General features: G+C 63.6%; 21 protein-coding genes. 8 read left to right on the top strand and 13 right to left on the bottom strand.

Features of this window, described 5'->3' with window-relative positions:
* The 6 genes from nusB to nrdR all read right to left on the bottom strand — a co-directional run bounded on the left by nusB (nt 1) and on the right by nrdR (nt 4,568).
* The gene (gene nusB, locus IFT80_RS12510; protein ID WP_122475600.1) at nt 1–501 is read right to left on the bottom strand and encodes a transcription antitermination factor NusB; all 501 of its coding nucleotides are present in this window, start codon (nt 499–501) and stop codon (nt 1–3) included.
* Nucleotides 498–974 (bottom strand): 6,7-dimethyl-8-ribityllumazine synthase, encoded by a 477-nt coding sequence (gene ribH, locus IFT80_RS12505; RefSeq protein WP_122475602.1) that lies wholly within the window; start codon nt 972–974, stop codon nt 498–500. Before ribH ends, nusB begins: the two co-directional genes overlap by 4 nt.
* Nucleotides 975–1,106: 132 nt before the next feature.
* Nucleotides 1,107–2,198, bottom strand: a complete 1,092-nt coding sequence (gene ribBA / locus IFT80_RS12500) for a bifunctional 3,4-dihydroxy-2-butanone-4-phosphate synthase/GTP cyclohydrolase II (protein WP_192054891.1) — start codon at nt 2,196–2,198, stop codon at nt 1,107–1,109.
* A gap of 34 nt (nt 2,199–2,232) precedes the next feature.
* A complete protein-coding gene (locus IFT80_RS12495) occupies nt 2,233–2,895 on the bottom strand; it encodes a riboflavin synthase (protein ID WP_192137652.1) in 663 nt (220 codons plus the stop codon).
* A gap of 45 nt (nt 2,896–2,940) precedes the next feature.
* Complete coding sequence (ribD, locus tag IFT80_RS12490) at nt 2,941–4,098, bottom strand: bifunctional diaminohydroxyphosphoribosylaminopyrimidine deaminase/5-amino-6-(5-phosphoribosylamino)uracil reductase RibD (protein WP_192137651.1); 1,158 nt, start codon at nt 4,096–4,098, stop codon at nt 2,941–2,943.
* A 5-nt stretch (nt 4,099–4,103) separates the two neighbouring features.
* The gene (gene nrdR / locus IFT80_RS12485; protein ID WP_161804299.1) at nt 4,104–4,568 is read right to left on the bottom strand and encodes a transcriptional regulator NrdR; all 465 of its coding nucleotides are present in this window, start codon (nt 4,566–4,568) and stop codon (nt 4,104–4,106) included.
* Between the two features lie 107 nt (nt 4,569–4,675).
* Here nrdR and IFT80_RS12480 point away from each other — a divergent pair, with 107 nt between their 5' ends.
* Both IFT80_RS12480 and trxA read left to right on the top strand, forming a co-directional pair.
* Nucleotides 4,676–5,134, top strand: coding sequence for a YbaY family lipoprotein (locus IFT80_RS12480; RefSeq protein ID WP_192054895.1), 459 nt, complete (start codon nt 4,676–4,678; stop codon nt 5,132–5,134).
* Between the two features lie 100 nt (nt 5,135–5,234).
* Nucleotides 5,235–6,107 (top strand): thioredoxin, encoded by an 873-nt coding sequence (trxA, locus tag IFT80_RS12475; protein ID WP_192137650.1) that lies wholly within the window; start codon nt 5,235–5,237, stop codon nt 6,105–6,107.
* A 28-nt stretch (nt 6,108–6,135) separates the two neighbouring features.
* Here trxA and IFT80_RS12470 read toward each other — a convergent pair whose 3' ends face one another.
* The gene (locus IFT80_RS12470) at nt 6,136–6,495 is read right to left on the bottom strand and encodes a hypothetical protein (RefSeq protein WP_192054899.1); all 360 of its coding nucleotides are present in this window, start codon (nt 6,493–6,495) and stop codon (nt 6,136–6,138) included.
* A gap of 183 nt (nt 6,496–6,678) precedes the next feature.
* Between IFT80_RS12470 and IFT80_RS12465 the strand changes: the two genes are divergently transcribed.
* The 5 genes from IFT80_RS12465 (at nt 6,679) to IFT80_RS12445 (ending at nt 10,574) form a co-directional block, all read left to right on the top strand.
* Nucleotides 6,679–7,266 carry a DUF2796 domain-containing protein gene (locus tag IFT80_RS12465; RefSeq protein ID WP_192058407.1) on the top strand — a complete coding sequence of 196 codons (588 nt, stop codon included), beginning with the start codon at nt 6,679–6,681 and terminating at the stop codon, nt 7,264–7,266.
* A 3-nt stretch (nt 7,267–7,269) separates the two neighbouring features.
* Entirely contained in the window at nt 7,270–7,989 is a 720-nt protein-coding gene (locus IFT80_RS12460; RefSeq protein ID WP_192102718.1) for an ABC transporter ATP-binding protein, read from the top strand.
* Nucleotides 7,989–9,254 carry an ABC transporter permease gene (locus IFT80_RS12455; protein WP_122475617.1) on the top strand — a complete coding sequence of 422 codons (1,266 nt, stop codon included), beginning with the start codon at nt 7,989–7,991 and terminating at the stop codon, nt 9,252–9,254. Before IFT80_RS12460 ends, IFT80_RS12455 begins: the two co-directional genes overlap by 1 nt.
* Nucleotides 9,255–9,265: 11 nt before the next feature.
* Nucleotides 9,266–9,781, top strand: a complete 516-nt coding sequence (locus tag IFT80_RS12450) for a DUF3299 domain-containing protein (RefSeq protein WP_192137649.1) — start codon at nt 9,266–9,268, stop codon at nt 9,779–9,781.
* 94 nt (nt 9,782–9,875) lie between these two features.
* Nucleotides 9,876–10,574 carry an OmpW/AlkL family protein gene (locus IFT80_RS12445; RefSeq protein ID WP_192137648.1) on the top strand — a complete coding sequence of 233 codons (699 nt, stop codon included), beginning with the start codon at nt 9,876–9,878 and terminating at the stop codon, nt 10,572–10,574.
* 62 nt (nt 10,575–10,636) lie between these two features.
* Here the strand turns inward: IFT80_RS12445 and IFT80_RS12440 are convergent, their stop codons facing one another.
* The 5 genes from IFT80_RS12440 to IFT80_RS12420 form a co-directional block, all read right to left on the bottom strand.
* A complete protein-coding gene (locus IFT80_RS12440; protein WP_192137647.1) occupies nt 10,637–11,566 on the bottom strand; it encodes an NAD-dependent epimerase/dehydratase family protein in 930 nt (309 codons plus the stop codon).
* Nucleotides 11,559–12,443, bottom strand: coding sequence for a sugar nucleotide-binding protein (locus IFT80_RS12435; RefSeq protein ID WP_192137646.1), 885 nt, complete (start codon nt 12,441–12,443; stop codon nt 11,559–11,561). Before IFT80_RS12435 ends, IFT80_RS12440 begins: the two co-directional genes overlap by 8 nt.
* Before the next feature lie 161 nt (nt 12,444–12,604).
* Complete coding sequence (locus IFT80_RS12430; RefSeq protein ID WP_192137645.1) at nt 12,605–13,741, bottom strand: acyltransferase family protein; 1,137 nt, start codon at nt 13,739–13,741, stop codon at nt 12,605–12,607.
* 302 nt (nt 13,742–14,043) lie between these two features.
* Nucleotides 14,044–14,574, bottom strand: a complete 531-nt coding sequence (locus tag IFT80_RS12425) for a single-stranded DNA-binding protein (RefSeq protein WP_122475629.1) — start codon at nt 14,572–14,574, stop codon at nt 14,044–14,046.
* Nucleotides 14,575–14,583: 9 nt separating this feature from the next.
* Nucleotides 14,584–15,978: an MFS transporter gene (locus IFT80_RS12420; protein WP_192054910.1), complete on the bottom strand. Its 1,395-nt coding sequence runs from the start codon at nt 15,976–15,978 to the stop codon at nt 14,584–14,586.
* 165 nt (nt 15,979–16,143) lie between these two features.
* On the opposite strand from IFT80_RS12420, the gene uvrA reads away from it, so the two are divergent.
* Nucleotides 16,144–18,978: an excinuclease ABC subunit UvrA gene (gene uvrA, locus IFT80_RS12415; protein WP_122475633.1), complete on the top strand. Its 2,835-nt coding sequence runs from the start codon at nt 16,144–16,146 to the stop codon at nt 18,976–18,978.
* 212 nt (nt 18,979–19,190) lie between these two features.
* Here uvrA and bfr read toward each other — a convergent pair whose 3' ends face one another.
* Nucleotides 19,191–19,655, bottom strand: a complete 465-nt coding sequence (bfr, locus tag IFT80_RS12410) for a bacterioferritin (protein WP_122475635.1) — start codon at nt 19,653–19,655, stop codon at nt 19,191–19,193.
* Nucleotides 19,656–19,690 lie beyond the last annotated feature (35 nt).

Raw genomic sequence — 19,690 nt, 5'->3', positions numbered from 1 at the left:
TCAGCGCTTGTGCGCTGCCACTTCCGGGCCACGCAAGCTCGGCGCCAGCTTGTCGAGCACGCCGTTGACGAACTTGTGGCCGTCGGTGGAACCGAACACCTTGGCCAGCTCGATGCCTTCGTTGATCACCACACGGTAAGGCACGTCGACCCGCTTGAGCAGTTCCCAGGTGGACAAGCGCAGCACGGCCAACTCGACCGGATCGAGCTCGTCGATGGTGATGTCCAGGCACGGCGCCAAAGCGCTGTCGATTTCATCGCGGCTGGCCGGCACACCGTGCAGGATTTCGCGGAAATAGGCGCCGTCGACGTCACCGAAATCGTTGTCGACGCGGAACTGCGCTTCGATCTCGTTCAGCGAATGCTTGGCCATGTGCCATTGGTACAGAGCCTGGGTCGCCAATTGACGCGCCTCGCGGCGCTTGGCGCTGCGTGAAGGCTTGCCAGCATCCGCAGGCTTGGGGTCGCGTGGATTGAAGCGATCGCTTTCGTCGTTGATCACTTGGCCTCCAACTGCGCCAGCAGGCTGACCATTTCCAGGGCAGAAAGCGCAGCTTCCGCACCCTTGTTGCCAGCCTTGGTGCCGGAGCGCTCGATGGCTTGCTCGATGGTGTCCACGGTCAGTACGCCGAAGGCGACCGGCACACCGAACTCCATCGACACCTGGGACAGACCCTTGGTGCATTCGCCGGCAACGTATTCGAAGTGCGGCGTGCCGCCTCGAATCACCGCGCCCAGCGCGATGATCGCGGCGTATTCGCTTTGCTGCGCAACCTTCTGCGCGACCAGCGGGATCTCGAACGCACCCGGGGCGCGAATCAGGGTGATGTCGCTTTCGCTGACGCCGTGGCGAACCAGGGCATCGACGGCGCCGCTCACCAGGCTTTCGACGACGAAGCTGTTGAAGCGGCCAACCACCAGGGCGTAGCGGCCTTTGGGGGCGATGAAGTTACCTTCGATGGTCTTCAGGGTCATTCGGGTCTGTCTCATCTTAAAGAGCCAGGCCGCCTGCAGGCGGCCTCTGCGGATAATGGATCACGAACATCGAGACTGCAGGTCACGGGCAGGCCGATGCATCGGCACCGCCGCCACCCTTGCAGCCTGTCTTTATTCGGAGGGCACGTATTCTACAACTTCCAGATCGAATCCGGATATCGCATTGAACTTCATTGGCGAGCTGAGCAGGCGCATCTTGCGCACGCCCAGGTCGCGCAGGATCTGCGAACCGGCGCCGACGATACTGTAGGTGGTCGGGGTTTTCACCGCGGCCTGCCCGGCACTTTCACGCAGGTGCGCCAGCAGTACGTCGCCGTCCTGCTGGTGGCCGAGCAACAGCACCACACCGCTGCCGGCCTCGGCAACCGCGCTCATCGCCGCGCGCAGGCTCCAGCGGCCCGGTTGCTTGACCATCAACAGGTCGCGCAGCGGGTCCATGTTATGCACCCGCACCAGGGTCGGCTGGTCCGCCACCACTGTGCCCAGGGTCAGCGCCATGTGCACGTCGCCTTCCACCGAATCACGATAGGTCACCAGGTTGAACTGGCCCAGTTCGCTGTCCAGCGGCTGCTCGGCAATCCGCTGAACGGTACGTTCATGGATCATCCGATAGTGGATCAGATCGGCAATGGTGCCGATCTTTATGTCATGCTGGGCCGCGAACACTTCCAGTTCGGCACGGCGCGACATGGTGCCGTCGTCGTTCATCACCTCGCAGATCACCCCGCTGGGCTCGAAGCCGGCCATGCGTGCCAGGTCGCACGCAGCCTCGGTGTGGCCCGCGCGGGCCAGCGTGCCGCCCGCCTGGGCCATCAACGGGAAGATGTGCCCAGGGCTGACGATGTCCTCGGCGCGCGCATCGGCCGCAGCCGCGGCCTGCACCGTGCGGGCGCGGTCGGCGGCGGAGATGCCGGTGGTCACGCCGGTGGCCGCTTCGATGGACACGGTGAACTTGGTACCGAAGCCCGACCCGTTGCGCGGCGCCATCAGCGGCAGCTTGAGCGTCTCGCAGCGCTCGCGGGTCATCGGCATGCAGATCAGGCCACGCGCGTGGCGGGCCATGAAGTTGATGTGCTCGGCCTTGCAGCATTCGGCGGCCATGATCAGGTCGCCTTCGTTTTCGCGGTCTTCGTCATCCATCAGGATGACCATCTTGCCCTGGCGGATATCTTCCACCAGCTCTTCGATCGTGTTGAGCGCCACGCGGCACCCCCTTGTGTTCAGAACAGCGCGCTGTTCAGGATTTCAGGTAGCCGTTGGCCGCCAGGAAGCTTTCGCTGATGGCACCCTGGCTCGGCTCGCTGGCCTTGTCGCCCAGCAGCAGACGCTCCAGGTAGCGCGCCAGCAGATCGACCTCGAGGTTGACCAGGCGACCTGGACGGTAGTCGTCCATGATGGTTTCGCTCAGCGTGTGCGGAATGATCGTCAATGCGAACTCGGCGCCATCCACGGCGTTCACCGTCAGGCTGGTGCCGTCGACGGTGATCGAACCCTTGTGGGCGATGTACTTGGCCAACTCTTTCGGCGCGCGGATACGGAATTCCACGGCGCGGGCGTTTTCCTGGCGTGAAACCACCTCGCCGACGCCATCGACATGGCCGCTGACCAGGTGCCCACCCAGACGCGTGGTGGGGGTCAGGGCCTTTTCCAGGTTGACCCGGCTGCCGTTCTTGAGCTGGTGGAAAGCGGTGCAGTCCAGGGTTTCGGGGCTGACGTCGGCGACGAAGCCGTTGCCCGGCAGTTCGACGGCCGTGAGGCAGACGCCATTGATGGCAATGCTGTCGCCGAGTTTGACATCGCCCAGGTCGAGCTTGCCGGTGTCAACGTGTACGCGCACGTCACCGCCCTTGGGGGTCAACGCACGGATGCTGCCGATGGATTCGATGATGCCGGTGAACATGAGTCCTCCTCGAGAACAAGGCTGGCGCGAGGCGCAAGCCGGAAATTATACGCGCTTTGCCGGGGCCGTAGCGGGCTGTGGCGCAAGGGTCGGGACGGCGATCACGCGCCAGTCGTCGCCCACCGCCGTCATGTCGATGATCTGCAACTGCGGCGATTCGCTCATGTGCGTCAGTGGCCAGTCGAGCAACGGCCGCGCCGTGGAGCCCATGAACTTGGCGGCAATGAATATCTGATACTCGTCCACCAGGCCTTGGCGGGCGAAGGCCCCTGCCAGGCTCGCTCCAGCTTCCACCAGGACTTCGTTGAGGCCTCGGCGCGCCAACTCGCCGCACAGAGCCGGCAGATCGACTCGTCCATCCCTGCCCGGCAGGCTCAGCAGTTCGTGACCGGCCTGAACGTATTCGGGGTGATCCGTTGCGTCTGCGCAGGTCACGACCAGCGCCGGCCCGGCCAGGAAGAACGGCGCATCCAGCGGCACCCGCAGGCGGCCGTCGATCAGAATGCGCAATGGCACGCGGCGCATTGCCAGCTCGGTAGCCTCGGCATCCAGCCCCAACTCGCTGGCGCGCACGGTCATCCGCGCACCGTCGGCAATCACGCTGTCGGCGCCGGTCAGTACGGCGCTGGATTGCGCCCGCAGGCGCTGCACTGCCGAACGCGCGGCAGGCCCGGTGATCCACTGGCTCTCGCCGCTGGCCATGGCCGTGCGCCCGTCCAGGCTCATGGCCAGTTTTACCCGAACGTAGGGCTGGCAGTGTTCCATGCGTTTGAGAAATCCGGGGTTCAGCGCCCGGGCCTCGGCGGCAAGCAGCGGGCACGTAACGGCGATGCCCGCTTGTCGCAGGCGCTCCAGGCCCTGCCCGGCCACCTGCGGATTGGGGTCCTGCATGGCCACCACCACCCGCGCCACGCCGGCTTCGACCAACGCCTCGGCGCATGGCGGCGTACGCCCGTAGTGGCTGCACGGCTCGAGCGTTACATAGGCCGTGGCGCCCCGCGCGCGGGTGCCGGCCTGGCGCAGTGCATGCACCTCGGCATGGGGGCCGCCGGCCTGCATGTGCCAGCCTTCGCCGACCGTTTCACCGTCACGCACGATCACGCAACCCACACGCGGGTTGGGATGAGTGGAATACACGCCTTTGCGCGCCAACTCCAACGCGCGGGCCATGTGCCGGGTATCGCTGGCCGTCGGGTCGGGCATGCTCATCATTCCTTCGCCGGCTCGCGCGCCAGGCGGTCGATTTCCTCGCGAAACTCGTCCAGGTCCTGGAAGCGCCGGTACACCGAAGCAAAACGGATGTAGGCCACTTCATCGAGCTTTTGCAGCTCGGTCATGACCCACTCGCCGACGACCAGCGACTTGACCTCGCGTTCGCCCGTGGCGCGCAACTGATGCTTGATATGCACCAGCGCCGCCTCGAGGCGCTCGACACTGACAGGGCGTTTTTCCAGCGCTCGCTGCATGCCCGCGCGCAGTTTTTCTTCGTCGAAAGGCTGGCGGCTGCCGTCTTGCTTAATCAGTCGCGGGAGCACCAGTTCGGCGGTTTCGAAGGTGGTGAAACGCTCACCGCAAGCCAGGCACTCACGGCGCCGGCGTACTTGCTCGCCCTCGGCGACCAGTCGTGAGTCGATGACCTTGGTGTCGTTGGCACCGCAGAAGGGACAGTGCATGGTGGCAGGCAACAAAAAAAGGGAGGGCCATGGTAGCGCATCCCACTGGCAAGACAAGCCCGGGGCTTTGCGGTATACAGACGGCTCTACTTTCGTTGGGTTTCGAAATGCCGTCCAAGTCGCTCGTTCTGCTCGCTCTCTTCAGCCTGCTCGCCGCCTGCAGCAGTGATGCGCCCAAGCCTGTGGCCAGCGCTACCCCGCCGCCGACGGCAGCGCCCGTCATCAAGGCGCCCGTGGAACTGGGGCCGTTGCCGGCCTACCAGCGCCAGCTCAGCGGCAACCTGCTCGGCGTACCCGCCGGCGCCGAAGTCGAGATGGCCCTGCTGGTGATCGATTCCCGGGCGCGCCCGCAGAAACTGCTGGCCAGCGCCAAGCAGCGGGGCACCGGCCAACCCCTGCCCTTCCAGCTGCGCTTTGCCGCCGAAGCCTTCCCGGCCGGTTCGCGGGTCGAGCTGCGCGCCCGCGCCAGTCAGTCGGGGCAGTTGATCCTGCACCTGCCTGCCGTGCAGATCAACCAGCCCGCCACTCAGCTGCTGGGCAACCTGGAAATGATCAAGGCCCCCTGAAACGCTCGGGCAACGCCCACCATCCGGCCAAACGAGCGGCGGTGGTGGGCCCGATTCGAATCCCTTATAGTCCACCGAACCGCAGATCCGCGAGATTCACATGAGTCAAGAAACCCCCTATATCTTCGACGTGACCACAGCCGATTTCGATCAGGCCGTCATCCAGAACTCCTACATCAAACCCGTGCTGGTGGATTTCTGGGCCGAGTGGTGCGCCCCCTGCAAAGTGCTGATGCCTTTGCTGCAACAGATTGCCGAGGGCTACGCAGGCGAGCTGATTCTGGCCAAGGTCGACTGCGACGCCGAACCCGACATCGTCGGCCGCTTCGGCATTCGCAGCCTGCCCACCGTGGTGTTGTTCAAGGATGGTCAGCCGGTGGATGGCTTCGCTGGCGCACAACCTGAGTCGGCCATCCGCGCCCTGCTCGAACCGCATGTGCAGATGCCACCGCCGGCGGCGGTCGATCCACTGGAACTGGCACAGGCCCTGTTCAGCGAGAGCCGCTTCGGCGAAGCCGAGCAGACCTTGAAGGGGCTGCTGGCCGAAGACAATGCCAACCCTGGCGCGCTGATCCTGTTCGCCCGCTGCCTGGCCGAGCGCGGCGAGTTGGACGAAGCGCAACAGGTACTCGATGCCGTCAGTGGTGACGAGCACAAGGCTGCGTTGGCCGGGGCCAAGGCGCAACTGACCTTCCTGCGTCAGGCGGCGGCCCTGCCCGATGCAGCCGACCTCAAGGCACGTCTGGCCCGCGACGCTGGCGACGACGAAGCAGCGTACCAACTGTGCATCCAGCAGCTGTCACGGCAGCATTACGAAGCAGCACTGGACGGACTGCTACAGCTGTTCATGCGCAATCGCAGTTACAGCGAAGGGCTGCCGCACAAGACATTGCTGCAGGTGTTCGAGCTGCTCGGCAACGACCACCCGCTGGTGACCAGCTACCGCCGCAAGCTGTTCGCCGCGCTGTACTGACGGACTGCCGGGCACGCGGTGCTTTCGGCTAGCCGCCAACCCAGCAATAGACCGGCGCATCCGCGCCGGCTTCTACTCTCACCTGCGGGCAATGGCGCAAGCGCACCAGCATTCGCTTGCCAGCCGCCACGTCACCGACCAGCCCCTGCACCTGATCCAGCAATGCCGGACCGTCGATACGACCTGCCTGCTCCAGCAGATGGAGAACGCTGCGCCAGGCGCCATCGTCCTGGGCCTTGGCCTTGCCTGGCGCGGGCGCCGCTGCCGACGTCAGCACGGCCTCGGACGCTGTCGCGAATGGGCCAGCGAGGTGCGCCCAGTCCTCAGCGTCCATGTCTATGGCCAGGTCCACCGGCAGGTTGCCTACGGTGCCTTTGATTCTGATCATGCGGATGCCCTTCCATAACGAGGCCTCGTTGTAGCAGCGCCTCGCGGGTGAAGCAATCCCGGCTTCGACTTCAAGCCCTCTGTACGCATTGCCTGAACCGAACATGAATCTTTACAGACACATGGCAACCCAATGTAAATTTGTTATAACATTGCGTTTCCATATCGCTCACGAGATTCCCCAATGCGCCGTCTCATGCTTGCCCTGCCCTTCGCTCTGCTGCCCTTCGTCGCCCATGCCCACGAGGAGGGTCACGAGCATGAGCATGAGCACGGCAGCCTCGGCGCCCACGAACACGGCGTGGCACGATTGGACGCCGCCCTGGATGGCCAATCCCTCGAACTGGAACTGCAAAGCCCGGCCATGAACCTGGTGGGCTTCGAGCATGCCGCCAGCAGCGATGCCGACAAGGCCAAGGTCGCCGCGGCACGCAAGACCCTCGAGCAACCCCTGGCCCTGTTCGGCCTGCCCGCCGCAGCCAACTGCAAAGTCGCCGAGCAGAAGCTGGAAAGCCCGTTGTTCGGCGACAAGCCTGCCCACGAGCACGACGCCGCAGAAACCAAGCAAGGTGAAGAGCATCACCACGAGCACAGCGAGATTCATGCGCACTACCACTTCACCTGCGCGTCGCCACAGGCCCTGGAACACCTGGACCTGGCGCGCTTGTTCAGCACCTTCCCCGCCACCCAGAAAATTCAGGTACAACTGATCGGCCCGTCCGGCCAGCAGGGTACGGACCTCACCCCCAAGCAAAGCAGCCTGAAATTCTGACCCATGAGCGATGCATTGATCGAGCTGGCCGAACTGGGCTTTGCCTGGCCTGGCCAAGCGATGTTGCTGGACATTCCCGCGTTCCGTCTGGAGCGTGGGGAAACCCTGTTCCTGAAGGGCCCCAGCGGCAGTGGCAAGACCACCCTGCTGGGCCTGCTCGGCGGCGTGCACACGCCGCAGCGTGGCAGCGTTCACTTGCTCGGGCAGAACCTGAGCGAGTTGAGCTTTGCCGCCCGTGATCGGTTTCGCGTCGAACACACGGGCTACATCTTCCAGCAATTCAACCTGCTGCCGTTCCTGTCGGTGCGTGAGAACGTGGAGCTGCCCTGCCGCTTCTCCCGCCGCCGCACCGCTCGCGCCGTGCAGCGCCATGGCAGTGTTGCCCAGGCGGCCACGCAACTGCTGGCACACCTTGGCCTGACCGATCCGGCGCTGCTCCAACGCCGTGCCGACACCCTCTCCATCGGTCAGCAGCAACGCGTGGCGGCTGCGCGCGCGCTGATCGGCCAGCCCGAACTGGTGATCGCCGACGAGCCGACCTCGGCGTTGGACAGCGACGCCCGTGAAGCCTTTATCCAACTGCTGTTCGCCGAATGTCGCGCCGCCGGCTCGAGCCTGCTGTTCGTCAGTCACGATCAAAGCCTGGCGCCTCTGTTCGACCGCCACCTGTCCCTGGCCGAACTCAATCACGCAGCACGCCCTGCCTCACCCGAGGTGTCTTGATGTACCTGCTTCGTCTTGCCCTGGCCAGCCTGGCCAACCGCCGCTTCACCGCGTTCCTGACCGCCTTCGCCATTGCCCTGTCGGTGTGCCTGCTGCTGGCCGTGGAACGTGTGCGCCACGAAGCCCGTGCCAGCTTCGCCAGCACGGTCAGCGGTACCGACCTGATCGTCGGCGCCCGCTCCGGCTCGGTCAACCTGCTGCTTTACTCGGTGTTCCGCATCGGCAACGCCACCAACAACATCCGCTGGGACAGTTTCGAGCATTACGCGAACAACCCGCAGGTCAAGTGGGCCATCCCCATCTCGCTGGGTGACTCGCACCGCGGCTACCGGGTCATGGGCACCAACCAGAGCTATTTCGAACACTATCAGTACGGCCGCCGGCAGTCGCTGCAGGTGGTGCAGGGCCGTGCCTTCCAGACCGACCCGTTCGAGGTGGTGCTTGGCGCGCAGGTCGCCGATGCCCTGCATTACAAGCTGGGCGACAAACTGGTGCTGGCCCACGGCGTGGCGGCAATCAGCCTGGTCAAGCACGACGACAAGCCGTTCACCGTCGTCGGCATCCTCGCCCGCACCGGTACGCCGGTCGATCGCACGCTGCACATCAGCCTGGGCGGCATGGAAGCGATCCATGTCGACTGGAAGAATGGCGTCCCGGCGCGCGGCGCCGGACGCATAAGCGCCGACCAGGCGCGCAACATGGACCTCACACCCAGCGCCATCACCGCGTTCATGGTCGGCCTGAACAGCAAGATCGCCACCTTCGCCCTGCAACGCGACATCAACGACTTTCGCGGCGAACCGTTGATGGCGATCCTGCCCGGCGTGGCCCTGCAGGAGCTGTGGAGCCTGATGGGTACCGCAGAACAAGCGTTGTTCGTGATCTCCGTATTCGTCGTGCTGACCGGCCTGATCGGCATGCTCACGGCCATCGTCACCAGCCTCAACGAACGCCGCCGCGAGATGGCCATCCTGCGCTCGGTCGGCGCTCGTCCCTGGCACATCGCCGGCCTGCTGATTCTCGAAGCCTTCGCCCTGGCACTGGTCGGAATCCTCGCGGGCATGGCATTGTTGTACCTGGGCATTGCCTGCGCGCAGGGCTACGTGCAGTCCAACTACGGCCTGTATCTGCCGCTGAGCCTGCCCAGCGCCTATGAGTGGTCGCTGCTGGGGATCATCCTCGCAGCCGCAGTGGTCATGGGCGCGATCCCGGCCTGGCGCGCCTACCGGCAATCTCTGGCCGACGGCCTGTCGATCCACCTGTGAGGATTTCGCCTATGTTGCGCGCGGTAATGGCCATGTTGCTGCTGACCAGCATGTCGCTGTCCGCAGCCGAGCTCAAGGAAGTCAGCTGGGAGGCGCTTATCCCGCCGGATGCGCCCAAGCTGACCCCGCAGATGACGCCAATGCACGATCTGGCGAACATCGGCACGACCTTGGCCGAAGCAGCGCCTGCCGTCCACCAGCAGGCGCCCGATGCACCCGTGGTCCAGGCACTGGACGGCCAGCAGCTGCGCATCCCCGGCTACATCGTGCCGCTGGAGGTCAACGAGGCCGGTCGGACCACCGAGTTTCTCCTGGTGCCCTATTTCGGCGCCTGCATCCATGTACCGCCGCCGCCGTCCAACCAGATCGTGCACGTGACCAGCGCCGTCGGGGTCAAGGTCGAGGAGCTCTACCAGCCCTACTGGATCGAGGGACCCATGCAGGTCAAGGCCAGCACCAGCGACCTGGCCCAGGCCGGCTACCAGATGGCTGCGGCGAAGATCTATGCCTACGAACTTCCCGACTGAGCCAATGACTTTTCATTGAGCCAGATCAAAAAACCGCAGCGACGCACTGACTACCATTGGGCGAATGTCCTTCGCATTCCCCAATGGAGCCCCCATGAACAAGTCCTTGCTCGGCGCCTCACTGATTGCCCTGGCGCTGGCAACCTCACAGGCCCAGGCCCACCAGGCCGGCGACATGATCATTCGCGCCGGCGCCGCCACCACCGCGCCCAATGAAGACAGCGGCCAGCTCAAGCTGGACGGTGCCAAGGTCGCAGGCACCAAGGCTACCCTCGACAGCGACACGCAGCTGGGCCTGGCCTTCGCCTACATGCTCACCGACCACGTCGGCATCGAGCTGCTGGCGGCCACTCCATTCCAGCACACCGTAGGCGTGCGCGGAATCAGCGCCGCCACCGGTATCGGCGGGCTCGACGGCAAGCTGGCAGACGTCAAGCAACTGCCTCCCACCCTGTCATTGCAGTACTACCCATTGGCGCCAACGTCGCGCTTCCAGCCGTACGCCGGCGTCGGCATCAACTACACCCTGTTCTACGACGAAGATTTGAGTGGTGCGCGCAAGCAGCAGGGCTTCAACAACCTGAAGATCCAGGATTCGGTCGGCATCGCCGGGCAATTGGGGTTTGACTACATGTTGGGCGAGCACATGATGCTCAACGCATCGGTCTGGTACGTCGACATCGACACCAAGGCCAGCGTCGACGGCCCCACGGCGCTGGGCGTCGGCCGCACCAAAGTCGACCTGGAAGTCGATCCGTGGGTGTACATGGTGGGTGTGGGCTACAAGTTCTAGGCAACGATCCTGCCGCCAGCCCTGCCCCATCGGTGCGGCAACGGGCTGGCGGCAGTGGGCGGTTACAGTGCCAGGAGGCGCCGCAACCCTTCTTCCAGCGGCGTCACCGGGCCCAGTTCGAAGCGTTCCAGCAGCAAGGCGTTGTCGGCGCGCGAGTGACGGATATCGCCCGCACGCGCCGGGCCGCGGCTCACCGCCGGCAAACCGCCCAGCACTGCGCCCAGCCCCGCCAGCAGCTGATTGAGCGACGTCGCCTGGTTCAGCCCTACGTTCACCGGCCCCGGTTGCACGGTGGCCTGCTGCAACCCCTGCATCAGCAAGGTCACCAGGTCACCGACATAGAAGAAGTCACGGGTCTGTTCGCCATCGCCGAACAGGCTGATCGGCTGCCCACGCTGGGCGCGCTCGCTGAAAATACTGATGACGCCCGAATACGGCGAGGACGGATCCTGCCTCGGCCCGTAGATATTGAAGAAGCGAAACACCACCGGCTCCAGCCCATGCTCGCGGCGGTAGAAGTCCAGATAGTACTCACTGGCCAGCTTGTCCGATGCATAGGGCGTCAAAGGTGCCTTGGGTGTGTTCTCGCCGACCGCCTCACCTTCGCCATTGTTGCCATACACCGCGGCACTGGAAGCGAACAGCACACGCTTGACCCCCGCCAGACGCATCGCTTCGCACAGGTTCAAGGTGCCGATGAAGTTGCTCTGGTGAGTCTTCACTGGATCGTCCACGGAAGCCTGCACCGAAGCGACCGCGGCCAGGTGCACCACCGCTTTGCAGCCGCCTACCACCTTTGCCAACAGGCGTGCGTCGGCGACATCGCCTTCGATCAGCTCCAGCCTGGGGTTTTCCATCGGCAGGTTGCTGCGCTTGCCTGTGGACAAGTCGTCGAGCACCCGCACCGAGTGACCTTCGGCCAGCAACGCATCGACCAGATGGGAGCCAATGAAACCGGCACCGCCGGTGATCAGAATGGGTGTATCAGCCATGTCGGTAGTATCTGTCCAGAAGGCTCGGCAGCCCCGAACGCCAGGCGCGCGGCTTGATACCGAAGGTGTGCAGGATTTTCTTGCAGGCCAGCACGGCGTGCTGCGGTTCTTCCCCGGCATCGGGCCGCGCGGCGTGGGCCTGCGCGGTGGGCGCATCGATCGCCAGTGCGTGCATCGTCCTGGCTTCGCTGATGATCGCCTGGCCAAGGGCCAAGGCAGTGGTCGCCTCGTTGCCGGCATAGTGGTAGGTGCCCCACAGCGGCGCTTCGCAGTCCAGCTGCTTGAGTACCGAGAGGATCACCCGCGCGGCATCATCCACCGGGGTCGGATTGCCGCGCCGGTCATCGGCCAGCGGCAGCGGTTGCGGCAGCTCGGCGCGCTGCAGGTAGCGCCCCAGCACGCCATCGGCGCTGTCGTCCAGCAGCCAGCCGAACCGCAACAGCACGTGCCGCGGGCAGGCCGCGCGCACGCTCTGCTCGATGCGCCACAGCGCCTGACCGCGCAGGCCAAGGGGCACCGGCTCATCCTTTTCGCTGTAGGCAGTGGCCCGCGAGCCATCGAACACACGATAGCTGGAAGGCTGCAACAGCACGATCTGGTGCTGCTGGCAGCGTTCGGCCATGCGCTCTACCGCGATTTCTTGTTGGTCCAGGCGCGCCTGGCTCACTGCATCGGCCTGAAACCAGTCGAAGTAGTACGCCAGATTGATCAGCGCATCGGGGCGGGTTTCATCGAGCAGGTCGGTGAGGCTCGCCCCGTCCCAACCGTTTTCCGGCGGCCGCGGGGCCAGGAAGCCGATGCCCTCTTCCGCTCCGAGGCGAATCAGCGCTTGTCCTAGGGCATTCCCACCGCCCAACAGCATAAGGCGCATTCGCATAGAGTCAGCAGGTCCGTTCAAATTGGCAGTTCAGATTAACCGCAGGCGCGTGGTCGACGACAAAACCTTCGCCCGCACTCGAATCGAACAGCCATTTTGCGTTTTTCTGACGCTGACGTCACGTGCTATCAAAAACAGGGTTTCGTGACAGCGCTGCAGGCTCAGCCCGGCACGGCCTGCGCAGGCAATCGATGCCCCAGTAAACGACGCCCCAACTTCTGCCCGTTGACCTCGATCAGGTGATAGGTGATGAAGGAAACCCCGATCACGGCCAGCAATACCAGGCCCACGAGCAGATTGTTCAGCCACGGGTAACCGCTGTCCAGATAACGGAAATCTCCGAACACCGGCGCCAGCGGCAAGCCGGTCTTCTTCTCCAACACCATGAACAGCAGGATCAACACACTCAAAATGATCACATGGGTCAGGTAGATCGAGTAAGAAAGTCGCCCCAGCAGCTCGAACACACGCGTCTTCAGCACGTTGGAAACGACCCCGGCATCGAACGCATACAAGGTCACCGTCAGGCAGAACAGAGCGCTGGCCAGCATGGCCTTGTTCGGCTCGTCACTGCTGAGCACCCAGACAATAGATCCGCCCGCCACGACTTCGAGCAGCGAAGCCATTGCGAACCCCGGCTGCACGCGTCGGCGCAGTGCCTCGAAGGCCTTGTAGCACAGCGCCCCGGCGAAGAAGCACGCCAGCCCCTTGTAGGCCAGCGCCGTGAACGGCCCCGCACCGCTGTACAACAACGCCGCAGCACCCATGACGATGCCTGCCCAGGCCAGCACCCGACGACGCGCCGACGTGCACAGCACCACCGCGGCGAAAATCAAATACATGTAGTACTCGATGCTGATGCTCCAGGACGGATAGTTGAACGACATGTTCTCCGTCCACGGCGTCCACGCCTGGATCAACAGCAAGTTGGGCACGATCTGCGAAGGCGCATACATACCGGTGAACGGCTCCTTGTTGAAGTCGACCCCCTGCTGCACGGCGCCCCACTTCACGAATTCGAAGACGATGAACACGCCCAGCAAACAGACATGCAAGGGCGCCAGACGAAAGGTGCGCAGAATGAAGAACCGCCGCAGTTCCAGATCGTGCCGCGCGCCGTAGGCATGGGTGATCACGAAGCCGCTGAGCACAAAGAAGAAATCCACGAACAAATCGGCACTGCGAAAGAACGCCAGCTCCGTCACACTGCCGACCACGTGCAGGTGATACAGCACAACGGCCAACGCGCAGATACCGCGAAGACTGTCGAGCGCGTGAAAGCGTTGACCTGAAGCCATGACGTGATTCCGTTCGAAGGGTGTATCGGCTGCAGGCAGTGCGCTCCAGGTAACGAAGCGTGGGCAATAGGGCCGCGAAGTTGGAAAAATCTTAGTGAAGCGGCGGGGCCAGGGCAAGGTAATACGCGATGCATATATTTATATTTTGCCGCTGCGAAAACAGCTGAAAAACTGGCGTCAAAGCCGCTTTATGAGGCCTGCTCGAAGCAGCACCCTCGCCTGCTTTTTGGCGAGCGGCAAAAAGCCCCGGTGCCGGTTGGCAGCGGGGCTTTTTCATTTCATACGGGCGGTGCAGATATACCCTAGAACGGAATATCATCATCAAAGCTGTCAAAGTCCGGAGCCGGCTGCTGTGCTGGCTGCTGCTGCGCAGGCGGAGCCGAACGCTGCTGCGGCGCGGACTGCTGCGGGCGCGGCGCCTGCTGACGTGGGGCCGGTGCCGACTGCTGGTAGTTGTTGCCACCGCCGCCCTGCTGGTCGTTGTTCTGCGGACGGCCGCCCAACAGCTGCATGGTGCCCTGCATGTCGACGATGATCTCGGTGGTGTAGCGCTTGATACCGTCCTTTTCCCACTCGCGGGTCTGCAGCTTGCCTTCGATGTACACCTGCGAGCCCTTGCGCAGGTACTCACCGGCGATCTCCGCAACCTTGCCAAACATCGACACACGGTGCCACTCGGTACGCTCGACCTTCTGGCCGCTCTGCTTGTCGGTCCACTGCTCGCTGGTGGCCAGGCTCAGGTTGGTGACCGCATTGCCGTTGGGCAGGAAACGGACCTCAGGATCCTGACCGCAAGTACCCACCAGAATGACTTTGTTAACCCCACGGGCCATAACGTTCTCCTAGGCTTCGCACGCTGTCGGCGCTGGGTTGACCAGGCGCTCGAGGGCGGTGCGATCCAAAATTTCTTTGTCCAATTTGATATAGATGGCGGCCTCTTCTGCCACCACCACCGCATCTGTTACACCGGGCACGGCTTTCAACCGCTCGGCCAATCCCGTCTCGCGCATCGCTTGGGGCGAAAGCGGCAAGCGCAGACTGGTCACGTAGGGTGGTTCGCGCATAGTAACAGCTATGGCCAGCCACAGGGCGCACAGCGCCGCGCATCCGATGAAGACCACACCCAGGCCACCCTGCTGAAACAACCAACCACCAAGGATGCCACCCATGGCCGACCCCAGGAACTGGCTGGTGGAATACACCCCCATGGCCGTGCCCTTGCCGCCGGCCGGCGAAACCTTGCTGATCAACGAGGGCAGCGACGCCTCCAGCAGGTTGAACGCCGTGAAGAACACCACCGTGCCAATGACCAGCGCCCTCAGGCTGTCGCCGAACGCCCAGAAGAACACCTCCACCAGCATCAAGGTCGCCACCGCGCCCAGCAGAACACGCTTCATCTTGCGCTTCTTTTCGCCGTAGATGATGAACGGAATCATTGCGAAAAAAGATACGACCAGGGCGGTCAGGTACACCCACCAATGCTGCTCCTTGGGCAACCCGGCGCGCTCCACCAATGCCAGTGGCAAGGCGACGAAGCTTGCCATCAGGATCGAGTGAAGCACGAAAATGCCGAGGTCCAGGCGCAGCAGATCGGGGTGCTTGAGGGTGGCCAGCATCTCGCTGCGGGTCACGCCCGACTCACGATGAAGGGTATGTGCCGTCGCCTTGGGCACCACGAAGGCCACCAGCGCGATGCCAACCAACGCCAGCCCGCCGGTCGCCAGGAACAGGCCATGCAGGCCGAAGGCGCGGGTCAGCAGTGGCCCGACCACCATCGCCACCGCGAACGACACGCCAATGCTCATGCCGATCATGGCCATCGCCTTGGTGCGGTTCTGTTCGCGGGTCAGGTCCGATAGCAGGGCCATGACCGCTGCCGATATCGCCCCGGCGCCCTGCAGAACGCGTCCAGCGATCACACCCCAGATGGAGTCGGACTGGGCCGCGACCACGCTGCCGATGGCGAAGATCACCAGGCCGCCGTAGATGACCGGACGACGGCCGATCCGGTCGGAGATGACCCCGAAAGGGATCTGCAGAAATGCCTGGGTCAGGCCATAGGCGCCAATCGCCAGACCGATCAGGGCCGGGGTGGCGCCCGCCAGGTCCATGCCATAGGTCGCCAGCACTGGCAGGACCATGAACATGCCCAGCATGCGGAAAGCGAACACCAGGGCCAACCCGCTGGCTGCGCGGGTTTCACCGCTGCTCATGCGTTCGCTGTGGGGATCGTGCATGGATAAACCTCGTGTGAACCGGTGACGATTCTACCAGTCCCACCCAGTAACGGCACAGACGGCGACGCTATGACGCGCCTTCTTCATCTTTGCGCGCACTCACCGTGCCGTGCCATTGACAAGCCCCGTATACTCACCTGTTTACGCCCGCCGCGCGAGGCCGCCTTGGACAAGATTCTGGTACGTGGGGCTCGAACCCACAATTTGAAAAACATCGACCTGACCCTGCCCCGTGACAAACTGATCGTGATCACCGGGCTGTCGGGTTCAGGCAAATCCTCCCTGGCTTTCGACACCCTCTACGCCGAAGGCCAACGCCGCTACGTCGAATCGCTGTCGGCCTATGCCCGGCAATTCCTGTCGATGATGGAAAAGCCCGACGTCGACACCATCGAAGGTCTGTCGCCGGCCATTTCCATCGAGCAGAAGTCGACATCGCACAACCCGCGCTCCACCGTCGGCACCATTACCGAGATCTACGACTACCTGCGTCTGCTGTACGCCCGCGTGGGCACGCCGCGCTGCCCGGATCACGACATTCCGCTGGAGGCCCAGACCGTCAGCCAGATGGTCGACCTCGTCCTGGCGCAGCCCGAAGGCGCCCGCCTCATGCTGCTGGCCCCGGTCATCCGCGAACGCAAAGGCGAGCACCTGGCCATTTTCGAAGAGCTGCGCGCGCAGGGTTTCGTCCGTGCGCGCATCAACGGCAAGCTCTACGAAATGGACGAGCTGCCCAAGCTCGACAAGCAGAAGAAGCACACCATCGAAGTGGTGGTGGACCGCTTCAAGGTCCGTGCCGACCTGCAACAGCGTCTGGCCGAATCGTTCGAGACGGCGTTGAAGCTGGCCGATGGCATCGCCCTGGTGGCGTCGATGGACGACGAACCGTTCGAAGAGATCATCTTCTCCGCACGCTTTGCCTGCCCGATCTGCGGCCACGCAATCAGCGAACTGGAACCCAAGCTGTTCTCCTTCAACAACCCGGCCGGCGCCTGCCCGACCTGCGATGGCCTGGGCGTGAAGCAGTTTTTCGACAACAAGCGCTTGGTGAATGGCGAATTGACCCTGGCCGAGGGCGCGATCCGCGGCTGGGACCGGCGCAACGTCTACTATTTCCAGATGCTCGGTTCGCTCGCCAGCCATTATCAGTTCAGCCTGGACGTGCCGTTCAACGAGCTGCCGGCCGACCAGCAGAAAGTCATCCTGACCGGCAGCGGCACGCACAACGTCGACTTCCGCTACCTGAATGACCGGGGCGATATCGTCAAACGTTCGCACCCTTTCGAAGGCATCGTGCCCAACCTCGAACGCCGCTACCGCGAAACCGAGTCGGCCAGCGTCCGTGAAGAACTCGCCAAGTTCCTTAGCACCCAGCCCTGCCCGGACTGCCGCGGCACGCGTCTGCGCCGCGAGGCTCGGCATGTATGGGTAGGCGAGAAAACCCTGCCTGCCGTTACCGGCCTGCCGATCGGCGACGCCACCGAGTACTTCGGCACGCTCGCCCTGACCGGACGCAAGGGCGAAATTGCCGACAAGATCCTCAAGGAAATCCGCGAGCGCCTGCAGTTTCTGGTCAACGTCGGCCTGGACTACCTGACCCTGGACCGCAGTGCCGACACGCTGTCCGGCGGCGAAGCCCAGCGCATCCGTCTGGCCAGCCAGATCGGTGCGGGCCTGGTCGGCGTGATGTACATTCTCGACGAGCCCTCCATCGGCCTGCATCAGCGGGACAACGATCGGTTGCTGGGAACCCTCAAGCACTTGCGCGACATCGGCAATACCGTGATCGTCGTCGAGCATGACGAAGATGCCATTCGCCTCGCCGACTACGTGGTGGACATCGGCCCCGGCGCCGGCGTGCATGGCGGCCATATCGTCGCCCAGGGGACCGCGCAGGAGGTCATGGACCATCCCGACTCGCTGACCGGCAAGTACCTGTCCGGCCGCGTGAAGATCGCCGTGCCAGCCAAGCGTACGCCGCGCAACAAAAAGCTGGCCCTGACGCTCAAGGGCGCCCGCGGCAACAATCTGCGCAATGTCGATCTGGAGATCCCGATCGGCTTGCTGACCTGCGTCACCGGCGTTTCCGGCTCGGGCAAGTCGACCCTGATCAACAACACCCTGTTCCCGCTCAGCGCCACCGCTCTCAATGGTGCAACCACGCTGGAAGCCTCGGCGCATGACAGCATCAATGGCTTGCAGCACCTGGACAAAGTGGTCGACATCGACCAGAGCCCGATCGGACGCACGCCGCGCTCGAACCCTGCCACCTACACCGGATTGTTCACACCGATCCGCGAACTGTTCGCTGGGGTGCCGGAATCGCGCTCACGCGGTTATGGCCCGGGCCGCTTCTCGTTTAACGTCAAGGGCGGTCGCTGCGAGGCCTGCCAGGGTGACGGCCTGATCAAGGTTGAGATGCACTTCCTGCCCGACATCTATGTGCCCTGCGATGTCTGCAAGAGCAAGCGCTACAACCGCGAAACCCTGGAGATCAAGTACAAGGGCAAGAACATCCACGAGACCCTCGAGATGACCATCGAGGAGGCGCGCGAGTTCTTCGATGCGGTACCGGCACTGGCGCGCAAGCTGCAGACCCTCATGGATGTCGGCCTGTCCTACATCAAGCTGGGGCAGTCGGCGACCACCTTGTCCGGCGGTGAAGCACAGCGGGTCAAACTGTCCCGCGAGCTGTCCAAGCGCGACACCGGCAAGACCCTCTACATCCTCGACGAACCCACCACTGGCCTGCACTTCGCCGATATCCAGCAGCTGCTCGACGTGCTGCATCGCCTGCGCGACCACGGCAACACCGTGGTGGTGATCGAGCACAACCTCGATGTCATCAAGACTGCAGACTGGCTGGTCGACCTGGGCCCGGAGGGCGGCTCCAAAGGCGGCCAGATCATCGCCGTCGGCACACCGGAGCAGGTTGCGGACATGAAGCAGTCCTACACCGGTCACTACCTCAAACCGTTGCTCGAACGCGACAAAGCCTGAAACCAAAAAGCCCCGCACAAGCGGGGCTTTTTTCAGTCCAAACACAACACCAACCCTGTAGCAGCGGCGCAAGCCGCGTCAACATTCACAGCAGCAACCGTGAATCACCCGCGCCCCTGTAGCAGCGGCGCAAGCCGCGTCATCGGCCAGCACCATAACCCTGCAGAATCACCGTGCATCCTGCCTGGCCTTGAACCACTGCTACGATGAGATCAGAACTGCGACTGCAGGTAATTCTCCAAGCCAATGGACTTGATCAAACCCTGCTGCTTCTCCAGCCAGTACGTATGATCTTCCTCGGTATCCGCTAGCTGCACCCGCAGTATGTCGCGAGTCACGAAGTCGCTGTGTCGTTCGCACAACTCGATACCCTTGCACAAGGCCGCACGCACCTTGTATTCCAGACGCAGATCGGCAGCGATCATGCTCGGGACATCCGTACCGACTTCAAGGTCGTCCGGACGCATGCGCGGCGTGCCTTCGAGCATCAGGATGCGACGCATCAAGGCGTCGGCATGACCTGCTTCTTCTTCCATCTCATGATTGATGCGCTCGAAGAGCTTGGCGAAGCCCCAGTCCTCGTACATCCGCGAGTGGATGAAATACTGATCACGGGCAGCCAGCTCGCCTGTGAGCAAAGTATTGAGGTAATCGATTACGTCCGGGTGGCCTTGCATCGCCGTATATCTCCTAGCAGAAAGGCATAGTTTGA

Source organism: Pseudomonas sp. CFBP 8771 (genome assembly GCF_014841695.1).
GTDB classification, from domain to species: domain Bacteria; phylum Pseudomonadota; class Gammaproteobacteria; order Pseudomonadales; family Pseudomonadaceae; genus Aquipseudomonas; species Aquipseudomonas baltica.
Note: the sequence above shows the minus strand (reverse complement) of the source record. Positions and strands in the feature narration are given on the sequence as shown.